The organism is Streptomyces sp. B1866, assembly GCF_031932565.1.
Lineage (GTDB): Bacteria > Actinomycetota > Actinomycetes > Streptomycetales > Streptomycetaceae > Streptomyces.
The window spans coordinates 1-20,511 of the sequence record NZ_JAVSCF010000053.1 but is presented as its reverse complement, the minus strand read 5'-3'; the positions used below and the strand labels follow the sequence as shown (position 1 = coordinate 20,511).

Here is a 20,511-nt window from a genome sequence, read left to right as displayed (position 1 = left end):
TCTCGAATGCCGCGGCGGCCTCTTGCCCTGTCGGTTCTGGACCCGTTCACGCGGTCCATACGGAGGCGAAGGGAAAACGCGTACCCACATCATCACCGGCGTGCCCGGGGCCGGCATAGGTCTCCAGTGTCAGGACTCCCGTAAGTTTGTCAATTCTCTGCCGCCGCCCGCTTCCCGCCGAGTTTTTCGGAATAGACCGGTCCGGCTGCGCCGCGCGGTCCCTGGCCGCGAGCGGGTCTCCGCGCCCGCCCCGCGCGGTCCCGGCCGGGGCTCCGGGGACCCGCGCGCGCCCGCGGCGCCGGTCGAGGAGGGGCGACCCGCCCCGCACCCGCTGCCGCGGAACGGGCCCGGGCGGGACCCCCGGCCGCGCCCGAGAACCGGCTCAGCCAGGCACTTTCTCCTTGGTAACCATATGTAGCCGAGTGCTAGCGTCGCGGCGTCGCTCAGCAACAGCACAGGAGGAGACGCTCGATGAGCCCTTCGTCCGCGGACGCCTCGGTGCCCGCTCCCCCCCTTGCTCCCAAAAGTCCCGGACTGGTCCTGGCATTTCTCTGCATCGCGCAGTTCATGGTGTTCCTCGACGTGTCGATCGTGAACGTCGCGCTGCCGTCGCTGCAGCGGGGTCTCGACATCTCGCCGGCGGACCTCACGTATGTCGTGACGGCATACGGAACGATTCTCGGCGGCTGCCTCCTGCTCGGCTCCCGGCTGGCCGACAAATTCGGCCGGCGCCGGCTCCTCCAGATAGGTCTGGCGCTCTTCGGCCTGTCCTCGCTGGTCGGAGGCGCTTCCCAGGACGCCATCCTGCTGTTCATCTGCCGCGGCGTGCAGGGCCTGGGATCGGCGATGATCGCCCCCGCCGCGCTCAGCACGCTCACCGTCACCTTCGCCGAAGGCGAGGCACGGAACAAGGCGCTCGGCGTGTGGGGAGGACTGGCCGGTATCGCCTCCGTCGCCGGAGTCGTCTTCGGCGGTCTGCTCACCGAGGGCCCGGGCTGGCGGTGGATCTTCTTCATCAACGTGCCGATCGCCGCGGCCGCGGTGCTGCTGGCGCCCAGGATCCTGCCCGAGAGCCGGGGCGAGCGCAGGCCCTTCGACATTCCCGGTGCCGTCGTCATCACCGGTGGTCTCATGCTGCTCATCTACTCGCTGGACGAGGCGATCACCTACGGATGGGGTTCGGCGAGGGTCCTCCCCACGCTCGTCGCCGCCGGTGTCCTGATTCTCGCCTTCCTCGTGATCGAGCAGCGCAAGCGGGACCCGCTCGTGCCCTTCACCATCTTCCGGGTGCCCACGCTCAGGACGGCGAACGTGACGACCGTGTTCTTCCTGGGCGGCGTGGTGAGCCTCTTCTACTTCGCCAGCCTGTACATGCAGCAGGTGCTCGGCTACAGCCCGATCGAGACCGGCCTGGCCTACGTGCCGCAGGCGGTCATGGCGGGCGTCGGTGCGGGCCTGGCCTCGCAGCTCGTCACCAAGACGGCGGCGAAGCCCGTTCTCCTGTCGGGCCTGGTCCTGTGCACCCTCGGCCTGTTCCTCCTGTCGAGGGCCGGCTCGGACGCCAGCTATCCCGCCGACATCCTGCCGGCGTACCTGATCTTCGGGCTGGGCATGGGCTTCTCGTTCGTACCCCTCCAGATCGCCGCCCAGGCCGGAGTCCCGGACCGGCAGGCCGGCCTGGCCGCGGGCCTGATCAACACGAGCCAGGAACTCGGCGGCGCCCTCGGCCTGGCGGTGGCCGCGACCATCGCTCTGCACAACCTTCCCGAGAAGATGACGGCGGCCGGGGGTGACCCGTCGCGGTTGCAGGACACGCTGACGGGAGTCTTCCACCACGCGTTCCAGGTGGGGTACTGCCTGATGCTGGCCGCGCTCGTCCTTTCGCTGCTGCTGCCCACGCTGCGGGCCCAGCAGGGACCCGCCAGCGGTGAGCTCTCGGACAAGACGGCAGGCGTCAATGCCGGATAGCCAGCGGTTGGACCAGCAGAAGACCCGGCAGGCCCCGGGCCTTCCGGCCGGCGCCGAACGCCTGCTCGCGGGACCCCATACCGGCGTGCTCACCACCCTGAGGCGCGACGGCTCCGCCCATCTGGCGCCGGTGCGGTTCAGCTGGGACGACGAGGCGGGGCTGATCCGGGTCATGACGACCGGCTCCCGCGCGAAGATCCGGAACATACGGGCCAACCCCGACCGGCCCATCGCGATCTGCCAGGCGGTGCAGTTCCGCTGGATCACGTTCGAGGGCCTCGCGACCGTCTCCGAAGACCCGGAGCGCGTGGCCGAAGGAGTGCGCCGGTACATCCTCCGGTACGCCGCGCCGCCACCGAACCTCCCGGGACTGGTCGTCATCGAGATAGCCGTGCACCACGTCATGGGGATCCTGTGAACCCGCCGGTCCCCTGGGAACACACTCGCAAGGACGGGAACTCATGAGTGAAACCGCAACCCCTGCCGACGCCGACCCGCGCCAGGGATTCCTCAAGGCCGTCGCCCTGGCCGGGGAGACCATCGCCGCCGTGCGCCCCGACCAGTACGACGCCGCCAGCCCCTGCCCCGACTTCACCGCCCGGCTGCTGGCCAGGCACCTGATCTCCGTGCTGCGGCGGGTCGCCGTCGCCGGGAGCGGCGGCCACCCGTTCGGCGTCGGCGACTTCGCCGACGACGTACCGGACGGCGACTGGCCGAAGGCGTGGGAGAACGCGGTCCGCGACGCCGAGGCGGTCTGGTCGGACCCGGCGATCCTGGGCCGGAGCATCGAACTCGGCTTCGTCACGCTGCCGGGAGCGGCGGCGATCGTGGTGTACACGACCGAGATCAGCATCCACACCTGGGACCTCGCCAAGGCGACCGGGCAGGAACCGGCCTGGGACGAGGCGGTCCTCGCGGCCCCGGTCGCGGCCATGCGGTTCGCGGCGCCGGCCACCCCACGCGGCGGCCCGGTGCCGTTCGGACCCGTCGTCGAGGTGGCGCCCGACGCTCCCACGATCGACCAGCTCGTGGCCTGGTACGGCCGGCAGCCCTGAGCCGGTACGTACCGGGCGGCCTGTTCCCCGCGGTGTCTCAGCCGGCGTTCCGCGCCGGCTGAGCACGCGTTTCACCCGTCCGTCAGCGCGGTGCGGCACCGGTCTCCCGGTGGCGCGGCGCGACCGGCGCGACGGCATGGAAAGCCGATCAGCTCTCAACCCTGCGGGCTCCGTCCGGAGTTCCCGTGCCGCGCCCCCGGGCGCGGGAACCGGATGCCGCCGCCCCCGCGGGCCGGGACAAGGAGAAGTCACTTGCTGCCAGAACGACAGGAGCGTGCCCTCCACACCCGCCGTGCCCTGCTCCACTCCGCGGCCCGCCTCTTCGACCGGCACGGCTACGCCCGCGCCAAGCTCAACGACATCAGCGCCGGAGCCGGCGTCAGCCCGGGAGCGCTCCACTTCCACTTCGCGAACAAGGCCGCGGTCGCCGCCGCCGTCGAGACGGCCGGCGCGGACATCCTGTGGTCGGCGGGGCGGATCGCCTGCCGCGCCAACAAGGACGCGCTCCAGGCGCTCACCGACATGTCGCAGGCGTTCGTCCGCCTGCTGCGCTGGGACGTGGTGGCCCGCGCGGGCTTCCGGCTCGGCACCGACACCGACACCCCCCGCGCCCGGACGCAGGCGCTCGACCAGGAATGGCACACCTGTGTCGAACGCCTGCTGGCCTGGGCCGCCCGCAACAACGAACTCTCCCGCGACGTCGACCTCGTGCCCGTCACGTGCGCCGTGCTCACGGCGACCACCGGGATCGGGTTGCAGATCACCGGCAGCGCGGAGCAGCGGGCGCAGAACGCGCTCACCGCGTTCTGGCAGGTGTTCCTGCCGGGCCTGGCCACACCCGAGGTGGCCGCCCGCCTGGAGCCGGCCGGGCGGACCACCGTGGTCGCCGACGCCGTCGCCGTCTCCCGCTACGCGTGCGCCCAGGCACCGGCCGCGGAGCCGGCGCCCTGAGGCCCCGCGGAGGTCAGTCCCCGCCGTCCTCGGACCGGGCGGCGGTGCTGCCCGGCCCCAGCCGGTAGCCGACCCCCCGTACGGTCACGATCCAGTCGCCCGCGCCGAGTTTGCCGCGCAGCGAGCTGATGTGCGTGTCCACCGTGCGGCTGGAGACGGACCACTCGTCCGCCCAGACCTTGGCCATCAGATCCCGGCGGGAGAGCACGGTCTGCGGCAGCGAGGCCAGCAGGTACAGGATGTCGAACTCCTTGCGGGTGACGTTGATCACGCTGTCGCCCACCCGCACCTGCCGGCCCCGCGGGTCGATCCGCAGGGCGCCGTGGGAGAGCGCGGACGTGCCGCTCGGTACGGCCAGCCGGCGCATGACCGCGCGCATCCGCGCCACCAGCTCCCGGTATCCGTACGGTTTGATCAGGCAGTCGTCGGCCCCCGACCGCAGGCTGAGGACCCGGTCCAGCTCGGTGTCCCCGGCCGCCAGTGTGATCACCGGGGTGGTGCCCCGGCCGCGGATCCGCGCGCACACCTCCAGCGCGTCCACGTCGGGCAGCCTGAGGTCGAGCAGCACCAGGTCGGCGTGAACCCAGGCGGCCAGGGCGGCCTGGCCGGTGGCCGCCCGGCTGACCTCGTAGCCGTTGCGCTCCAGCCGCTCGGCCAGCGCGGCGGCGGCCTCCTTGTCCGGGTCGACCACAAGAACGCGCGTCTTCACTCTTCGCTCCGTATCGGTCCGCTCGCTTTCGTACCGGTCCGTCGAGAACGGCCCCGTGGCCGGGCCCTGGTACCACTCGCCGCCGGGGAGGCCCTACCCGGCGGCCGTGCGGGTGTGCACCACGCGGTAGGTGTTGGAGTCCCGCTCGATGACCAGCGCGTCGACGCGCGACTGGGACAGCAGCCGGTCGGCGGGCTGCTCGGCCTGCGGAGTCGTCCGGAAGGCGTCGTAGGACGCCTTGTCGGCCCACTGGTCGTAGCAGACGACGAACGCGCCCTCAAGCCCGCGTGCCCGCAGGCCGCGCAGGACGGTGTGGGTGCGGAACCCGGGAACCTTCAGCAGCCACTCCTGGGCCGGGCCGAGCGCCTCGACCAGGGCGTCCTGGTCGCCGTCGGCGACCTTGAGCACCTCGATGACGGTGTAGTCGTCGCGGGTCGGCGAGATCTCGGTGACGCCGCCGAGCTCCGGCGCCTGCAGGGTGTAGACCACCTCGTTCTGCAGCAGCCGGATGGCCGTGGTCATCTCGGAGAACAGCGGCAGGGTACGGTGCTTGAACTCCTCGCCGGCGTAGCGCTTCTCCAGGTCCTCGGTGCTGCGCCACTGGATGAAGTTGGCGGTCCCGAACCTGTCCGTGCCGCTGTGCACGGTGCTGGAGATCCAGCCGGGGTACGCGGCCGAGTCGACGATCTCCCGCATGGCGCCCAGCAGACTCTCCTGCTTTTCTGCCGCATCGGTCGAGAACAGGTTGAGAACAGTCAGGTGCGCGCCGTCGGCTGTGATCTTCGGCATTTTTTCTGGTGCCTTCCATTCCGGGAACGACGGATCGGTTCGTACAGCGACCAGGATGGCGGCGGCGGTGCCGGAAGCGAAAGTACGCCCGGTTCAGGACTTCTCGCAGATTGGTCAGCTCTCTCCTGGCACCGTCAAGTCTTGGGCGGCTTCGTCAGGTCTGTGAAAAGCGGCCTTGGTCGGCCGGAGCCCGGGTGGCCATCCTCGAACAATGGAATACCAATCGGCGGCCGCGGACGCGTCCCGACTACTCGACCGCTATCTGATCAGTCTCGACGACCAGCGACTCGACGACGGGTGGGCGAAGTCGCTGTTCACCGACGACGCCCTTGTCGAATTCCCCATGAGCCGGCACCGCGGACTGGCCGGCATGGCCGACTGGCACCGGGCGGCGCTGTCCGCCTTCTCCGGCACCCAGCACCTGGGCAGTCCGGCGGTGGTGGACCGCCCCGACGACGACGGCGGCGGCGCACCGGACCGGCTGCTGCTGCGGGCCAACCTGGTCTCCACCCATGTCCACCATGCCCCCGCCGCCGGGGAGCCGGTCTTCGCCGTCGGCACGTTCGTCGACGGTGAGGCCCGCCGCACACCGGACGGCTGGCGCCTGGCCGCCCTGCGGTTCCGTACGGTGTGGATGACCGGCACGCCTCCGCCGCCGTCCGGGGGGCAGCGGTGACCGCCTCCGCCGCCCCGCTGCTGTCCGGGCCCGCCACGGGAGAGGTGCACCTCGCCGCCCGTTCCGCCGACATGGTCACCGGCATCATGCTGGCCGACATCGCCGTCGTCATCCTCGCCGGCCTGGTGCTCGGCCGCCTCTTCCGCGCGCTGCGCCAGCCCGCGGTGATCGGTGAGATCACCGCGGGAATCGCCCTCGGGCCCAGCGTGCTGGGGCAGTTCCCCGGCGACCTGTCGCAGCGCCTGTTCCCCTCCGACATCCGGCCCCTGCTGAACGGGATCTCCCAGGTCGCCCTGGTGCTGTTCATGTTCGTGGTGGGCTGGGAGTTCGAGAAGCGGCTCGTGCGCCCGCACGCGGGGCTGGCGGCGAGCGTGTCCCTGTCGTCGATCGCGGTGGCCTTCGGCCTCGGCGTGGCGCTGGCCCCGGTCCTCTACCCGCACCACTCGACGGTCGCCGGGCACCACATCTCCTTCGCCACCTTCGCGGTCTTCCTCGGCACCGCGATGTCGGTGACGGCCTTCCCGGTCCTGGCCCGCATCCTCAACGACAACAGACTGCTCGACACCAGAGTCGGCTCGCTGGCCCTGGCCAGCGCGGCCGTGGACGACGTGCTGGCGTGGTGCCTGCTGGCGTACGTCTCCGCGATGGTGACCGCCGACGGCGACTACGCCGTCCTCGTCCGGACCGCCGGGTTCGGGCTGCTGTTCACCGCGGGGATGCTGCTGGTGGTACGGCCGGTGCTGAGCGCGCTGGTGTGGCGCTGGGCAGCGGCCGAGCGCTGGGGGCCGCTGCTCATGGTGCTCGTGTCCGGCACGCTCGCCTCGGCCTGGCTGACCTCGTGGATCGGCGTGCACGCGATCTTCGGCGCCTTCCTCTTCGGGTTCGTCACCCCGCGGGAGCCGGCCGTGCTGCTCTCCGTGAACGTCCGCAAGCCGCTGGACGACATGAGCCTGGTCCTGCTGCCGGTCTTCTTCGTGGTGACCGGCCTCAACGTGGACTTCGCCGCCCTCACCGCCGGGGACGTGTCGGCCATGCTGCTCATCATCGCCGTGGCCTGCGCCGGCAAGCTGCTGGGCGCGATCGCGCCGGCCCGCCTGGCCGGGCTGGGCTGGCGGGAGGCGAAGGACCTCGGCCTGCTGATGAACACCCGCGGGCTCACCGAGCTGGTCATCCTCAACGCGGCGATGACGCTCGGCGTCCTGGACACCCGGATGTTCACCATGATGGTGGTCATGGCGCTGGTCACCACGGCGATGGCGGCGCCGCTGCTGTCCGGCCGCGACGCGCTGCGCGCCACGACGCCCAAGGAGCCCACGGCGGTCCGCTCGTGACCCCCGTCAGGCCGCGCGGTCAGAATCCGCGCTCCGGTACTTTCCGGTAACGAAAGGTCTTCCGTGATGTCCGCACCGTTCTCCTCCGCCCCCTCCGTGCCGCATCCGCGGCCGGCCGTCGAGGGCAAGGCCCTGCGCGAGGCGTGCAGCGCGTTCGCCACCGGCGTCACCGTCATCACCGCGGCGACCGGCTTACCCGGCCGCGCCGAGGGCACGACGGTGAACTCCTTCACCTCCGTCTCGCTCGATCCCCCTCTCGTCCTGTTCTGCCTGCACCGGCAGTCGCGGCTCGGGCCGGTGCTGCGCCAGTCCGGATGCTTCGCCGTCAATTTCCTGACCCACCGCCAGCAGGAGCTGGCCTGGGCCTTCTCCGGCCGCGACTCCGCGCGGGTGGAGGAGGTCCCGCACCGCCGCACACCGGAGGGGGTGCCGGTGCTCACCGACGCGCTCGGCCACCTGGTCTGCCGCCGGTACGCCGAGTACGACGGCGGCGACCACCTCATCGTGCTCGGCGAAGTGATCGAACTGGGCCTGCCCGGACCGGCCGAGTCCCCGCTGGTCTTCTACCGGGGGGCGATGCACGCCCTGCCCGGCACCGCGTAGCCCCGGCCCGCCGAAGCCGCCCCGGCGCCGACCGGAAGGAACCGACCGGAAGGAACCGACCGGAAGGAACCGGCCGGAAGAAGCCGGACAGAAAGAACCGGACAGAAAGAGTCCGGCGGCCCGTCTCCGCGGCGGCGGAGGAAATCCTGACGAACTTGTCAGAGTTCTGTAGCGGATGCCGTTCAGATCTGCGTGTTCCATCGGAATACTGGAGAAAACCCCGACAGGAAGAGGGACGATGGACGCGTTCGACACCGATGTGATAGTCGCGGGGGCGGGCCCTTCCGGGCTTATGCTGGCGGGTGAACTCCGGCTTGCGGGAATACCGGTCATCGTCCTCGACAGGCTTGCCGAGCCCATGCAGCAGTCCCGTGCGCTCGGCTTTTCCGCGCGTACTCTCGAGGAGTTCGGCCAGCGCGGCCTGCTGGCGGAATTCGGCGAACTCGACACGATACCGGTAGGCCATTTCGGCGGCATGCCGCTGGACTACCGGATCATCGAGGGCGGGAATTTCGGAGTCCGCGGCGTCCCCCAGTCCCGCACCGAGCGGATACTCGCCGGCTGGGCGCTCGGCCTCGGCGCGGACCTGCGCCGGTCGCACGAGGTCGTGGGCCTGGAGCAGGACGGGAGCGGCGTCACCGTCGACGCGGACACGCCCGGCGGCGTCGTCCGGCTGCGGGCGCGCTACCTGGTGGGGTGCGACGGTGCGCGCAGCGCGGTGCGCCGGCTGACGGGGATCGCCTTCCCCGGCACCGACGCCACGATGGAGATGAAGATGGCCGACTTCACGGGGGTGCGGGTGCCCATCCGCCCCACCGGCCAGGTCGGTGAGGCGGGCATGGTGGTCGTGCTGCCGCTGGGGCCGGAGGCGATCCGGGCGGTGGTCTTCGAACGCGGCGCCGGCGTACGCCCGACCCAGGAGCCGCCCACCTTCCCGGAGGTGGCCGACGCCTTCCAGCGGGTGACCGGCGAGGACATCCACGCCGGGCGGCCGATCTGGACCAGCTACTTCACCGACGCCAGCCGGCAGGCGGAGACCTACCGCAGGGACCGGGTCTTCCTGGCCGGCGACGCCGCCCACATCCACCTGCCCATCGGAGCCCAGGGCATCAGCGCCGGCGTCGGCGACGTCGTCAACCTCGGCTGGAAACTCGCCGCCGCGCTGCGCGGACACGCGCCCGCGGACCTGCTGGACACCTACCACGCCGAACGGCACCCGGTCGGCGCCGGCATCGTGGCCAACACCCTGGTCCAGCGCTCGCTGTACCTGGGCGGCCCGGAGGCGCAGCCGCTGCGCGACGTCTTCGGCGACCTGATCCGGCTCGACCAGGTGCAGCGCCGGCTGGTGGGCGCCGTCACCGGCCTGGACATCGTCTACGGCGGCGAGGAGGGCGGCCACCCGCTGCTCGGCCGCCGGCTGCCCGAGCAGGAGCTGGCCGTCGCCGACGCCAAGACCACCACCTTCGAGCTGCTGCGCGCCGGCCGCCCGGTCCTGCTCGACCTGCACGACAGCGCCGGGCTGCGCGCGAGCGCCGCCGGCTGGTCCGACCGGATGGACATCGTCACCGCCTCCCGGCTCGACCCCACGGCACCCGCCGCGAGCCTGCTGGTCCGGCCGGACGGCTACGTCGCCTGGGTGTCCACCGACGGTACGCCCGACGGGCTCACCGGGGCGCTGGGCCGCTGGTTCGGCGCGCCCGTGTCCACCGACTGATGCGATATCAGGAAGGAGTACGCACATGACCAGCAAGGCCCAGGAGACCAAGGCCCAGGAGAGCAGAGCGGCCGGCCGGGCGGGCGCATGGACCGAGTGCGACGTGGCGATCCTCGGCTCGGGCCTGGCCGGCTCGATCACCGGGGCGATCCTGGCCCGGCACGGCGCGAACGTGGTGCTCATCGACGCCGGCCACCACCCGCGCTTCGCGGTCGGCGAGTCGCAGAACCCCCAGCTCGTGGAGTGGCTGCACATCCTCGCCGTCCGCTACGACGTGCCGGAGCTGAAGTACCTGCTGGACATCAGGGCGGTGACCGAGCACATCGGCCCGCACCACGGCAGGAAGCAGAGCTTCGGCTTCGTCAAGCACCGGCCGAACCGCGAGCCGGACCCGCGCGAGGCGACGATGTTCGTCATCCCCAAGATGCTCACCGAAGCCACCCACATGTTCCGCCAGGACACCGACGCCTTCTACCTCAACGTCGCCGCCGCGTACGGCTGCACCGTCCGGCAGGACTGGCGCGCCACCGACCTGGACTTCGACGACGACGGGGTGACGGTCACCGGCCACGACGGCGAGGTGTTCCGGGCCAGGTACCTGATCGACGCCTCCGGCTACCGCTCCCCCCTGGCCCAGAAGCTGGCCCTGCGCGAGCAGCCCAGCCGGCTCAAGCACCACGCCCGCTCGATGTTCACCCACTACGTGGGCATCAAGCCGTACGACGAGGTGAACAACTACCCCGAGGGGCTGAACCCGCCGGCCGAATCGCCCTTCCACGGCGGCACCCTGCACCACCTGATCGAGCGCGGCTGGTTCTGGATCATTCCGTTCGACAACCACGCGGACTCCCGCAACCCGGTGTGCAGCGTCGGCCTGACCATGGACGAGCGGCTGTACCCCAGGCCGAAGGACCTGACGCCCCAGGAGGAGTTCGACCGGTTCCTCGACCTGTACCCGGCCGTCAAGCGCCAGTTCGAGGGCGCGTCCCGGGTGCGCGAGTGGGTGTCGGCCGACCGTATCCAGTACTCCTCCAAGCAGACCGTCGGCCACCGCTGGTGTCTGATGTCGCACGCCGCCGGCTTCGTCGACCCGCTGTACTCCCGGGGCCTGTCCAACACCTTCGAGGTCGTGGACGCGCTCGCCTGGCGGGTGCTGGAGTCCCTGCGGGACGACGACTTCTCGGTGGAGCGGTACGAGTACGTCGAGCGGCTGGAGCAGGGCCTGCTCGACTACAACGACAAGATCGTGAACAGCTCCTACATCTCCTTCTCGCACTTCCGCCTGTGGAACGCGGTGTTCCGGGTGTGGGCCTGCTTCACCACCCCGGCGACCATGCGGCTGCTCCAGGCGCGGCAGGACTACCTGCTGAAGGGCAAGGACGACCGGGTCTTCCGGGACATGGAGAAGTCGGCCTACCCGGGCCTGTGGTGGCCCGACAGCCACGCCTTCAAGCATCTGCTCGACGTCACCGCCGAGACCTGCGAGAAGTACGAGGCCGGGGCGATCGACGGGGACAAGGCCGCCGACATCGTCTTCGAGGCGATCAACAACTGCGAGTCGGTCAACACCCCCTTCGGCTGGAAGGACGGCGAGGAGCACCGCTTCTACCGGGCCAGCACACCCACCATGATCAAGTTCATGTGGTGGTGCAACACCCAGGCCCCTGCGGAGATGAGGGAGCTGGGGCGGGCCATGGTCACCGGCATCGTCAAGGCCGGTCTGCGCGGCAAGAAGGTGACGTAACCCCGGGCGGGCCGCCCACGACCCGGCGCCGGACCCCGGCCGCGTACCTCCCCGTACGCGGCGGGCGGGTCCGGCGCCGCTGCGCGGCGGAACGGGCCCCGCTCGCGGAGTGGGAGCGCGCCCTTACCCTTGAGGAATGACCAGCAGCAGTGACCGGGCCGGAGCAGTGGGCGAAGTGGGCGTTACTCCAAGCTACGAGATCCGCACCTACGGGTGCCAGATGAACGTCCACGACTCGGAGCGGCTACGCGGCCTGCTGGAAGAGGCCGGATACGTTCAGGCGCCCGAGCGCGCGGGGGAGGACGACGACAGCTACCCGGACGTCGTCGTCTTCAACACCTGCGCGGTGCGGGAGAACGCCGACAACCGGCTGTACGGCAACCTCGGCCGGCTGGCGCCCGTCAAGGCGCGCCGGCCCGGCATGCGGATCGCCGTCGGCGGCTGCCTGGCCCAGAAGGACCGCGACACCATCGTGCGCCGCGCGCCCTGGGTCGACGTCGTCTTCGGCACCCACAACATCGGCAGGCTGCCGGTGCTGCTGGAGCGCGCCCGCGTGCGGCAGGAGGCGCAGGTCGAGATCGCCGAGTCCCTGGAGGCGTTCCCCTCCACGCTGCCCACCCGCCGCGAGTCCGCCTACGCGGCCTGGGTGTCGGTGTCCGTGGGCTGCAACAACACGTGCACCTTCTGCATCGTCCCCGCGCTGCGCGGCAGGGAGAAGGACCGCAGGCCCGGCGACATCCTCGCCGAGGTGGAGGCGCTGGTCGCCGAGGGCGTCATCGAGATCACCCTGCTCGGCCAGAACGTGAACGCGTACGGCTCGGACATCGGCGACCGCGAGGCGTTCGGCAAGCTGCTGCGCGCCTGCGGGCGGGTGGCGGGCCTGGAGCGGGTCCGCTTCACCTCGCCGCACCCGCGCGACTTCACCGACGACGTCATCGCCGCCATGGCCGAGACGGACAACGTGATGCCGCAGCTGCACATGCCGTTGCAGTCCGGCTCGGACGCGGTGCTGCGCGCCATGCGCCGCTCCTACCGGCAGGACCGCTACCTCGGGATCATCGAGAAGGTGCGCGCCGCCATCCCCGACGCCGCCGTCTCCACCGACATCATCGTCGGCTTCCCCGGCGAGACCGACGCGGACTTCGAGCAGACGCTGCACGTGGTGCGCGAGGCCCGGTTCGCGCAGGCGTTCACCTTCCAGTACTCCAAGCGGCCCGGGACGCCCGCCGCCGAGATGGACGGGCAGGTGCCGAAGGCGGTCGTGCAGGAGCGGTACGAGCGGCTGGTGGCCCTCCAGGAGGAGATCTCCTGGGCGGAGAACCGCACGCAGGTCGGCCGCACCCTGGACGTGCTGGTCGCCGAGGGCGAGGGGCGCAAGGACGGGGCCACGCGGCGCCTGTCCGGCCGCGCCCCCGACAACCGCCTGGTCCACTTCACGCGGCCGCCCGAGCAGGTGCGCCCCGGCGACGTGGTCACGGTCGAGGTCAGCTACGCGGCGCCGCACCACCTGCTCGCCGAGGGTCCCGTGCTCGCCGTGCGGCGCACGCCCGCCGGCGACGCCTGGGAGCGGCGCACCGCGCCCGCCGCGGCCCCGCCCGGCGGCGTGCTGCTCGGCCTGCCGAGCGTCGGCGTGCCCGAGCCGCTGCCCGCCGCGACGGGCGGCTGCGGCGCCCACTGACGCCGCCGCCCGCGCCCCGGTCCGACGGTCGGCGGGCCGGGGCGCCGGTTAAGCTGCCGATCATGCTGATCGCCGCCGCCGTCTGCCCGTGCCCTCCGCTGCTGGTGCCCGAGGTGGCGGGCGGGGCGGCCCACGAGCTGGACGCGCTGCGCGCGCGGTGCGCGCGGGCCGTCGGCGCGCTCGCCGCGGCGCGGCCGGACCGGCTGGTCGTCGTCGGCCCGGCCGAAGAGAGCGGGCGCGGACCGTTCCCGCAGGGGGCGACGGGGTCGCTGCGCGGCTTCGGGGTGGACGTGCGCGTCACGCTGGGCGCTCCCGCCGCCGACGGCCCCGCCGGGAGCGCCGTCCCCGACCGGCCGCTGCCGCCCTCGCTGGCGGTCGGCGCCTGGCTGCTGGAGCGCGCCGCGTGGGCGGCGGCGCCCGTGTCGGGCCTCGGCGTGGGCGAGCCGGTGGCCGCCGGGCCGTGCCTGACGGCCGGGCGGGACCTCACGGCGGGCGACGAACGCGTCGCGCTGCTCGTGATGGGCGACGGCAGTGCCTGCCGCTCGCTGGCGGCGCCCGGATACCTGGACGAGCGCGCCGCCGCGTTCGACGCGGCCGCGGCGCGGGCCCTGGGCGCGGCGGACACCGCGGCGCTCGCCGCGCTCGACGAGGAGCTGGCCCGTGAGGTGAAGGCGGCGGGCCGCGCGCCCTGGCACGTGCTCGCGGGCGCGGGGGAGGGTGCGCGCCTCACCGGAGAGCTGCTGTACGACGAGGCGCCGTACGGCGTGGGGTACATCGTGGCGCTGTGGACCGCGCCTGCCTGACCGGGCCCGTACCGCCGCCGTCCGCGGAGCGTCACCCGCGGTCCCCGGACCGCCGCGCCGTACGGCCGGGGCGCTCGCGGCCCACCCTGGGGCGCGGCGGTGGCGGTCCGGCGGCCGACCGCGCCGGGCCCTCGCGCGACCGCCCCGAGGCCGTACGAGCCCGTCGGCCGGGCCCGCGCGGGAACGGTCCCGGGACCGGCCGTACCGCGGCGGCGCCGAAGCCCTACTTCGCCTCGCCGCCGTTCTCCCCGGGCTGCCGGGGCTGCTGCGTGGCCTGCTGGGAGAGCCGGTCCAGGGCCTGCTTCGCCTTGCCCTTGCCCGTCTCGATCCGCTCGCTGTACTTGCCCTTCGTCTTCGCGTCGACGGTCTGGGCCGCCTTGTCCAGGCCCCGCTCGATCTTCTCGCCGTGCCGCTGCGCGAGCTCACCGGCCCGGCCCATCAGGACTCCGGCCTTGGCCTTGAGTTTGTCCATCGCGCCCATGGGGCCACCTTTCCTGGTCGGAGATCTGGTCCCGGATCCCGGTGATCCTCCAGTCTCCATGATCCACGAGTTGCGGGGTGTGCGAGACCTACCCGACCGGACGGCGCCCGCCGTCCCCGGCGCCGGTCCCGGCGGTCTCGACATCGGTACGCTCCACGCGCTCGGCGCGGGCCTGCTGCTGCGGAATCCCCGTGCCGTCGGCGCTGTCGGCGCCGGACTCCGCCGGGGTGCCCGGGGCGGTGGCCGGGCTCCTCATCTCCTGGGCCGTCTCCTGAGCCGCTTCGGCCCGGCCGGCCGCTTCGGCCCGGCCATCCTGGTCGGGGCGGCCATCCTGGTCAGGAGCGCCGGGCGCCTCATCCCCGCCGGCGGCGTCGGCGGCGTCAGCCGCGCCGGCCCGGTCCGCCCCGCCTGCCGCGTCCGCCCCGCCTGCCGCGTCCGCGGCGCCGGTGCCGCCCGCCGCGCCGCCCTCCTGCCGCGCACCGTCCGGGCCGGCCGCGTCCGGCGGGAGCGCGACGGCGCCCGTCACCGCGACCGGCGGCTCGACCGTGGGCTCCGCCTCTCGGAAAATACGTCGAAACATAGAAAAAACGCCCATATCAGCTCCATATTCTACTCATGTGGGCAAAATGCCGTGCGCTGGCGAGATCCGCCTGATGTCCGCGGCGGCCGGCCGGCCACCTGTGCCCCCGTGGAACCTCGCAACAGGCAACGACCGGCGGCCGGGTCACGTCACGTCACTCGTTCGAGTGCCAGTGGGCCGTACGGGGTTTGGGAGACTGGTCGGGTGAACACCGCAGCTGCTCCGCCGCGCGTCATCGCCGTCGTCGGCCCGACCGCGGCCGGCAAGTCCGACCTCGGCGTCGCTCTCGCCCGCCACCTCGGCGGCGAGGTCGTCAACGCCGACTCCATGCAGCTCTACCAGGGCATGGACATCGGCACCGCCAAGCTCACGGCCGTGGAGCGGCGGGGAGTACCGCACCACCTGCTGGACATCTGGGACGTCACCGAGACGGCGAGCGTGGCCGAGTACCAGCGGCTGGCCCGCGCCGAGATCGACCGCCTGCTCGCGCAGGGCCGCACGCCCGTCCTCGTCGGCGGCTCCGGCCTGTACGTACGCGGCGCCCTCGACGCCCTGGAGTTCCCCGGCACCGACCCGGCCGTCCGCGCCCGGCTGGAGGCCGAGCTGGCCGAGCACGGCTCCGGGGCGCTGCACGCCCGCCTCGCGGCCGCCGACCCGGACGCGGCCCGCGTGATCCTGCCCAGCAACGGCCGCCGCGTCGTGCGGGCCCTGGAGGTCATAGAGATCACCGGCCGGCCGTTCACCGCCAACCTGCCGGGCCCCCAGGCCGTCTACGACACGCTCCAGATCGGCGTCGACGTCGCGCGGCCGGAGCTGGACGAGCGGATCGCCCGGCGCGTGGACCGCATGTGGGAGGCCGGCCTGGTCGACGAGGTGCGCGGCCTGGAGCGCTCGGGCCTGCGCTCGGGCCGTACCGCCTCGCGCGCCCTGGGCTACCAGCAGGTCCTCGCGGCGCTGGCGGGGGAGTGCACCGACGAGGAGGCCCGCGCCGAGACCGTACGGGCCACCAAGCGGTTCGCCCGCCGCCAGGACTCGTGGTTCCGGCGCGACCCGCGCGTGCACTGGCTCAGCGGCGGGGCCGACCGCGGGGCGGCGCTCACGGCCCACGCGCTGGAGTTGGTCGAACAGGCGGTCACAGCCTGATCACGTGATGGCATCGGGTCGTTCCACGTGGCGTTCCGGCCACTTCGCCGTGCCATCATCGAGCTTCGATCGTGCCAAGGTGTTCCATCAGTGGGGAGGGCGCGTGGCGATGGAGGCCGGCCCTCGCGACACATCGCAGCACACATCGCGGCAGTCGCCGCACGACGACCGGGACCGGCTGAGCCACGACGGTCCGGTCGCCGAGCCGCCCGGCGAACCGCCCGGCGAGGAGTCCTTCCGCGACCTGCGCCCGCCGCGCCGGCTGCGCGTGTGGCAGCTCGTGCCCATCGTCGGCGTGGCCATCCTCGGCTCGCTGATGTTCGCCTTCCCGCTCGCCTTCGAGTTCGGCGACGGCGGCGCGGTCGTCGCCATGCTCGGCCTGCTGCTCGGCTGCTGCGCCGCGGGCTGGGGGCTGATGGCGGCCCGCCGCGCCGGCTTCGTGTGGCCCGGTCTGCCGGCCCGGGGCTCCGGCCGGTCGCCGGACTGGCGTTTCGTGCTGCTGTACGCGGCGCTGGTGGCCCTCGTGGCGGCGCTGGCCATCCTGCGCGTGGCCCGCCTGCGCTGACCGCTCCCGCCGGCCGCCGGTCCGCGGGCCCGGGCCGTAGGATCGTGGGGTGAGCACCGCGCCTGCGCTGCCCTTCCTCAAGGGGCACGGCACCGAGAACGACTTCGTCATCGTCCCCGACCCGGACGGCGCCCTGACGCTGTCCGCGCCGGCCGTCGCCCGGATCTGCGACCGCCGCGCCGGGGTCGGCGGCGACGGCCTGATCCGCGTCGTACGGTCCGCGGCGCACCCGGAGGCGCGGCACCTGGCCGCCGAGGCCCCCTGGTTCATGGACTACCGCAACAGCGACGGCAGCGTGGCCGAGATGTGCGGCAACGGCGTCCGCGTGTTCGCCCGCTACCTGCACCGGGCCGGGCTCGCCGAGGCCGGCGACCTCGCGGTGGCCACCCGGGCCGGGGTGCGGCGCGTGCACATCGCCAAGGACGGCCCCGCCCGGGACGGCCGGCCGGACGCGGGCGGCGACGTCACGGTCGCGATGGGCGCGGCCCGGCTGCCCGGGACCGGCGGCGTCACCGTCTCGGTCGGCGACCGCACCTGGCCCGCCGTGCACGTGGACATGGGCAACCCGCACGCCGTCGCATTCGTCGACGACCTCGCCCACGCCGGCGACCTGCTGCGGCCCCCGGCGGTACGGCCCGGCGCGGCGTACCCGGAGGGCGTCAACGTCGAGTTCGCCGTCGCGCGCGGGCCGCGCCACGTGGCCATGCGCGTGCACGAGCGCGGCTCCGGCGAGACCCGCTCCTGCGGTACGGGCGCCTGCGCCGTCATGGTGGCCGCGGCCCGCCGCGACGGCGCCGACCCGGGCGCCACCGGCCGGCCCGTGACGTACACCGTGGACGTTCCCGGCGGCCGGCTGGTCATCAGCGAGCGGCCGGACGGGACCGTGGAGATGACCGGCCCGGCCGTGATCGTCGCCGAGGGCGTCCTCGACCCCGCCTGGCTGGCGGCGGCGCCGCACTGACGAAGGCCCGCGCCGCGGCGCCGTACGGGGTGCCGCCCGGCCCCCGGCACCCCGCCGCGCGGGCACCGCGGGGCCCTCTCGCGGCAGGCCCGGGCCCCGGCCCGCTGGAGGCCCGGCTGACGGCCGCTCGCGGCGCCTCGCTCGAATGGGTGATCCGTTTCACTCTGGGCGAGAGCCGGTCGGCCGTGCGTGATGGGCTCGGTAGCATCAAGCACCGGCCCACGGGGCGAGCCCACGCCGGTTGACGCCCGACGCCGCCGGAGGTGCCCATGAGCGCAGAGGCCACGGACCACGCCGTATACGGCCGCAGACGCGGTCTGCAGCGCCTGGACCTGCGCGGCGGGCTGCGCAGGTTCGGCCGCGCCGCGCTGCTGGGACCCGCGCCCCGCGACCGGCTGCCCGATGCCATCGAGCACGTGGCCAAGCTGCACCGCGCCCACCATCCGGGCGCCGACCTGGACGTGCTGCGCAAGGCGTACGAGCTCGCCGAGTCCTCGCACCGCGGGCAGACCCGCAAGAGCGGCGAGCCGTACATCACCCACCCCCTCGCCGTCACGCTCATCCTGGCCGAGCTGGGCGCGGAGACCACGACCCTGACCGCCTCGCTGCTCCACGACACCGTCGAGGACACCGACGTGACGCTGGAGCAGGTGGGCGAGCAGTTCGGCGAGGAGGTCCGCTACCTGGTCGACGGCGTCACCAAGCTGGAGAAGGTCGACTACGGCGCGGCGGCCGAGCCCGAGACGTTCCGCAAGATGCTCGTCGCCACCGGCAACGACGTCCGGGTGATGACCATCAAGCTCGCCGACCGGCTGCACAACATGCGCACCCTCGGCGTCATGCGGCCCGAGAAGCAGGCCCGCATCGCCAAGGTCACCCGCGACGTGCTCATCCCGCTCGCCGAGCGGCTGGGCGTCCAGGCGCTCAAGACCGAGCTGGAGGACCTGGTCTTCGCCGTCCTGCACCGCGAGGAGTACGAGCGCAGCCACGCCCTCCTCGCGGAGCTCGCCGACCGCCCCGACCCGCTGGCCGACGCCGCCCGGGACGTGCGGGCCGTGCTCCAGGAGGCGGGCATCGCAGCCGAGGTCGCCGTCCGCCCGCGGCACGTGGTGTCGGTCTACCGGGTCGGGCTCAAGCGCGGCACCCTCACCGGCACCGACCTGGGCCGCCTGCTGGTCCTCGTGGCGGAGGACGCCGACTGCTACGGGGTCCTCGGCGAGCTGCACACCTGTTTCACGCCGGTGGTCTCGGAGTTCAAGGACTTCATCGCCGTCCCCAAGTTCAACCTGTACCAGTCGCTGCACACGGCCGTGACGGTCGGCGGCGGCCAGGTCGTCGAGGTCCTCATCCGCACCCACCAGATGCACCGGGTCGCCGAGGCGGGCGTGATCGCGCTCGGCAATCCGTACGCACCACCCGAGGGGGGCCCGGCGGCCGGAGGGGCGGCGGTCGGCCCCGACGAGCGCGCCGACCCGACCCGGCCCGGCTGGCTCTCCCGGCTGCTGGCCTGGCAGAGCGCCGCCCCGGACGCCGACACCTTCTGGTCGTCGCTGCGCGCGGAGCTGGCCGAGGACCGCGAGATCACCGTGTTCCGCTCCGACGGCGGCACGCTCGGCCTGCCCGCGGGCGCGACCTGCGTGGACGCCGCGTACGCGCGCTACGGGGAGGCCGCCCACAGCTGTATCGGCGCCCGCGTCAACGGCCGCCTGGCCACGCTGGGCACCGTGCTGCGCGACGGCGACACCGTCGAGCTGCTGATGGCCGGCGACACCCGGGACACCGCCTCCTACGGCCCGTCGCCGCAGTGGCTCGACCACGCCCGTACGCCCGCGGCGCGCATCGCCATCACCCGCTGGCTCGCCGCCCACCCGGCGGCGCCGGCCGCCCCGGCCCCGGAGCGCGAGCCGGGCTTCCGGCCGCCCGGCGCGCGCAAGCGGTCCCGGGACGCCGCGCAGGCGGCGCAGGCGCCCGCGGCGGCCCCGCCGGTGGTCGCCGCCGACCTGCCCGACGCCGACACGCGGCTCGCCGGATGCTGCCGGCCGGTACCGCCCGAGCCGGTCACCGGCTTCGCGGTGCGCCGCGGCGAGGCCGTCACGGTGCACCGCGAGCAGTGCCCCGCGGTGGCGCGGATGGCCGCGGCCGGGCGGCGGCAGGTCGTGGTGCGCTGGCGGGACGGCGCGGGCGGCGCGCCGGCCGAGTGCCGGGTCACGCTGCTGGCCGAGGCGTTCAGCAGGCCGCACCTGCTCGCCGACCTCACCGAGGCCATCGCCACCGCGGGCGCGGCCGTGGTCGCCGCCGAGGTCGAGCCGCCCCGCGAGCAGCGCGTCCGGCACACCTACACCCTCCAGCTGCCCGACGCCGGGCGGCTGCGGGCGCTGCTGCGCGCCATGCGCGAGGTGCCCGGCGTCTACGACGTGACCCGCGTGAGCAGGCAGCCGGCCGCGGCCCCGCTCTGACACCGGCAGCCAGGAGCCCGGCACCCGAGGGCCCGGCGCCCGGCCGTCGGACCCGGCGCGCGGTGTGTGGTGCGCGGCGCGTGGCGTGGTGCGTGGTGCGACCGCGCTACCGGGGCACAGGGTGCGCGCGCCCGCGTGCGCCGCGCGCGGGGGCGCCCCCGAACCCCGCGCGAGCCGGCGCCGACGCTCCTTTCGAGTGGTCCTCTGCCGCGTCGGCCACCACGCCGCGCGGGGCGTTGATAGCGGTAGACCATGCCGCACTTTCCCAGGAGACGCCGGCCCGCCGCCCGCTCCGCCCGGCGCC

The 20,511-nt window shown here is 73.5% G+C and carries 19 protein-coding genes; 15 read left to right on the top strand and 4 right to left on the bottom strand.

The window, feature by feature from the left end; translation table 11 throughout:
* Window positions 1-471: 471 nt before the first annotated feature.
* The 4 genes from RKE29_RS10525 to RKE29_RS10510 all read left to right on the top strand — a co-directional run bounded on the left by RKE29_RS10525 (window position 472) and on the right by RKE29_RS10510 (window position 3,974).
* Window positions 472-1,968: an MFS transporter gene (locus tag RKE29_RS10525; protein ID WP_312004878.1), complete on the top strand. Its 1,497-nt coding sequence runs from the start codon at window positions 472-474 to the stop codon at window positions 1,966-1,968.
* 7 nt (window positions 1,969-1,975) lie between these two features.
* The gene (locus RKE29_RS10520; RefSeq protein WP_312004877.1) at window positions 1,976-2,386 is read left to right on the top strand and encodes a TIGR03618 family F420-dependent PPOX class oxidoreductase; all 411 of its coding nucleotides are present in this window, start codon (window positions 1,976-1,978) and stop codon (window positions 2,384-2,386) included.
* A 43-nt stretch (window positions 2,387-2,429) separates the two neighbouring features.
* On the top strand, window positions 2,430-3,023 hold the full coding sequence (locus tag RKE29_RS10515) for a TIGR03086 family metal-binding protein (RefSeq protein WP_312004876.1): 594 nt from the start codon (window positions 2,430-2,432) through the stop codon (window positions 3,021-3,023).
* A 252-nt stretch (window positions 3,024-3,275) separates the two neighbouring features.
* A complete protein-coding gene (locus RKE29_RS10510) occupies window positions 3,276-3,974 on the top strand; it encodes a ScbR family autoregulator-binding transcription factor (protein WP_312004875.1) in 699 nt (232 codons plus the stop codon).
* Window positions 3,975-3,987: 13 nt separating this feature from the next.
* On the opposite strand, the gene RKE29_RS10505 is transcribed toward RKE29_RS10510, so the two are convergent.
* A complete protein-coding gene (locus RKE29_RS10505; RefSeq protein WP_312004874.1) occupies window positions 3,988-4,683 on the bottom strand; it encodes a response regulator transcription factor in 696 nt (231 codons plus the stop codon).
* A 93-nt stretch (window positions 4,684-4,776) separates the two neighbouring features.
* The gene (locus tag RKE29_RS10500; protein ID WP_312004873.1) at window positions 4,777-5,472 is read right to left on the bottom strand and encodes an antibiotic biosynthesis monooxygenase family protein; all 696 of its coding nucleotides are present in this window, start codon (window positions 5,470-5,472) and stop codon (window positions 4,777-4,779) included.
* A 211-nt stretch (window positions 5,473-5,683) separates the two neighbouring features.
* Here RKE29_RS10500 and RKE29_RS10495 point away from each other — a divergent pair, with 211 nt between their 5' ends.
* From RKE29_RS10495 to RKE29_RS10465, 7 genes are all read left to right on the top strand, one after another.
* Window positions 5,684-6,148, top strand: coding sequence for a nuclear transport factor 2 family protein (locus tag RKE29_RS10495; protein ID WP_312004872.1), 465 nt, complete (start codon window positions 5,684-5,686; stop codon window positions 6,146-6,148).
* Entirely contained in the window at window positions 6,145-7,479 is a 1,335-nt protein-coding gene (locus RKE29_RS10490; protein WP_312004871.1) for a cation:proton antiporter, read from the top strand. Before RKE29_RS10495 ends, RKE29_RS10490 begins: the two co-directional genes overlap by 4 nt.
* Before the next feature lie 66 nt (window positions 7,480-7,545).
* A complete protein-coding gene (locus RKE29_RS10485) occupies window positions 7,546-8,082 on the top strand; it encodes a flavin reductase family protein (RefSeq protein WP_312004870.1) in 537 nt (178 codons plus the stop codon).
* Window positions 8,083-8,320: 238 nt separating this feature from the next.
* A complete protein-coding gene (locus RKE29_RS10480; RefSeq protein WP_312004869.1) occupies window positions 8,321-9,796 on the top strand; it encodes an FAD-dependent monooxygenase in 1,476 nt (491 codons plus the stop codon).
* A gap of 25 nt (window positions 9,797-9,821) precedes the next feature.
* Window positions 9,822-11,540, top strand: coding sequence for an NAD(P)/FAD-dependent oxidoreductase (locus RKE29_RS10475; RefSeq protein ID WP_312004868.1), 1,719 nt, complete (start codon window positions 9,822-9,824; stop codon window positions 11,538-11,540).
* A 136-nt stretch (window positions 11,541-11,676) separates the two neighbouring features.
* Entirely contained in the window at window positions 11,677-13,218 is a 1,542-nt protein-coding gene (miaB, locus tag RKE29_RS10470; RefSeq protein WP_312004867.1) for a tRNA (N6-isopentenyl adenosine(37)-C2)-methylthiotransferase MiaB, read from the top strand.
* A gap of 62 nt (window positions 13,219-13,280) precedes the next feature.
* Window positions 13,281-14,021: a class III extradiol dioxygenase subunit B-like domain-containing protein gene (locus RKE29_RS10465; RefSeq protein WP_312004866.1), complete on the top strand. Its 741-nt coding sequence runs from the start codon at window positions 13,281-13,283 to the stop codon at window positions 14,019-14,021.
* Between the two features lie 223 nt (window positions 14,022-14,244).
* Here the strand turns inward: RKE29_RS10465 and RKE29_RS10460 are convergent, their stop codons facing one another.
* Together RKE29_RS10460 and RKE29_RS10455 are read right to left on the bottom strand one after the other, a co-directional pair.
* Window positions 14,245-14,502: an antitoxin gene (locus RKE29_RS10460; RefSeq protein WP_312004865.1), complete on the bottom strand. Its 258-nt coding sequence runs from the start codon at window positions 14,500-14,502 to the stop codon at window positions 14,245-14,247.
* A gap of 88 nt (window positions 14,503-14,590) precedes the next feature.
* Window positions 14,591-14,758, bottom strand: coding sequence for a hypothetical protein (locus RKE29_RS10455; protein ID WP_312004864.1), 168 nt, complete (start codon window positions 14,756-14,758; stop codon window positions 14,591-14,593).
* Between the two features lie 528 nt (window positions 14,759-15,286).
* Between RKE29_RS10455 and miaA the strand changes: the two genes are divergently transcribed.
* The 4 genes from miaA to RKE29_RS10435 all read left to right on the top strand — a co-directional run bounded on the left by miaA (window position 15,287) and on the right by RKE29_RS10435 (window position 20,207).
* Complete coding sequence (gene miaA, locus RKE29_RS10450; RefSeq protein ID WP_312004863.1) at window positions 15,287-16,225, top strand: tRNA (adenosine(37)-N6)-dimethylallyltransferase MiaA; 939 nt, start codon at window positions 15,287-15,289, stop codon at window positions 16,223-16,225.
* A gap of 109 nt (window positions 16,226-16,334) precedes the next feature.
* Window positions 16,335-16,790 (top strand): hypothetical protein, encoded by a 456-nt coding sequence (locus RKE29_RS10445; RefSeq protein ID WP_312004887.1) that lies wholly within the window; start codon window positions 16,335-16,337, stop codon window positions 16,788-16,790.
* Window positions 16,791-16,839: 49 nt separating this feature from the next.
* Window positions 16,840-17,751 carry a diaminopimelate epimerase gene (gene dapF / locus RKE29_RS10440; protein ID WP_312004862.1) on the top strand — a complete coding sequence of 304 codons (912 nt, stop codon included), beginning with the start codon at window positions 16,840-16,842 and terminating at the stop codon, window positions 17,749-17,751.
* A 269-nt stretch (window positions 17,752-18,020) separates the two neighbouring features.
* Window positions 18,021-20,207, top strand: coding sequence for an HD domain-containing protein (locus RKE29_RS10435; protein ID WP_312004861.1), 2,187 nt, complete (start codon window positions 18,021-18,023; stop codon window positions 20,205-20,207).
* Window positions 20,208-20,511 lie beyond the last annotated feature (304 nt).

Bases quoted from the DNA above. Each gene is read 5' to 3' on its own strand.
- RKE29_RS10515 (WP_312004876.1), top strand. From the start codon at position 2,430: ATGAGTGAAACCGCAACCCCTGCCGACGCCGACCCGCGCCAGGGATTC.
- RKE29_RS10465 (WP_312004866.1), top strand. From the start codon at position 13,281: ATGCTGATCGCCGCCGCCGTCTGCCCGTGCCCTCCGCTGCTGGTGCCC.
- miaB (WP_312004867.1), top strand. From the start codon at position 11,677: ATGACCAGCAGCAGTGACCGGGCCGGAGCAGTGGGCGAAGTGGGCGTT.
- RKE29_RS10495 (WP_312004872.1), top strand. From the start codon at position 5,684: ATGGAATACCAATCGGCGGCCGCGGACGCGTCCCGACTACTCGACCGC.
- RKE29_RS10445 (WP_312004887.1), top strand. From the start codon at position 16,335: ATGGAGGCCGGCCCTCGCGACACATCGCAGCACACATCGCGGCAGTCG.
- RKE29_RS10455 (WP_312004864.1), bottom strand. From the start codon at position 14,758: ATGAGGAGCCCGGCCACCGCCCCGGGCACCCCGGCGGAGTCCGGCGCC.
- RKE29_RS10480 (WP_312004869.1), top strand. From the start codon at position 8,321: ATGGACGCGTTCGACACCGATGTGATAGTCGCGGGGGCGGGCCCTTCC.
- RKE29_RS10500 (WP_312004873.1), bottom strand. From the start codon at position 5,472: ATGCCGAAGATCACAGCCGACGGCGCGCACCTGACTGTTCTCAACCTG.
- RKE29_RS10460 (WP_312004865.1), bottom strand. From the start codon at position 14,502: ATGGGCGCGATGGACAAACTCAAGGCCAAGGCCGGAGTCCTGATGGGC.
- RKE29_RS10435 (WP_312004861.1), top strand. From the start codon at position 18,021: ATGAGCGCAGAGGCCACGGACCACGCCGTATACGGCCGCAGACGCGGT.
- RKE29_RS10475 (WP_312004868.1), top strand. From the start codon at position 9,822: ATGACCAGCAAGGCCCAGGAGACCAAGGCCCAGGAGAGCAGAGCGGCC.
- RKE29_RS10485 (WP_312004870.1), top strand. From the start codon at position 7,546: ATGTCCGCACCGTTCTCCTCCGCCCCCTCCGTGCCGCATCCGCGGCCG.
- RKE29_RS10525 (WP_312004878.1), top strand. From the start codon at position 472: ATGAGCCCTTCGTCCGCGGACGCCTCGGTGCCCGCTCCCCCCCTTGCT.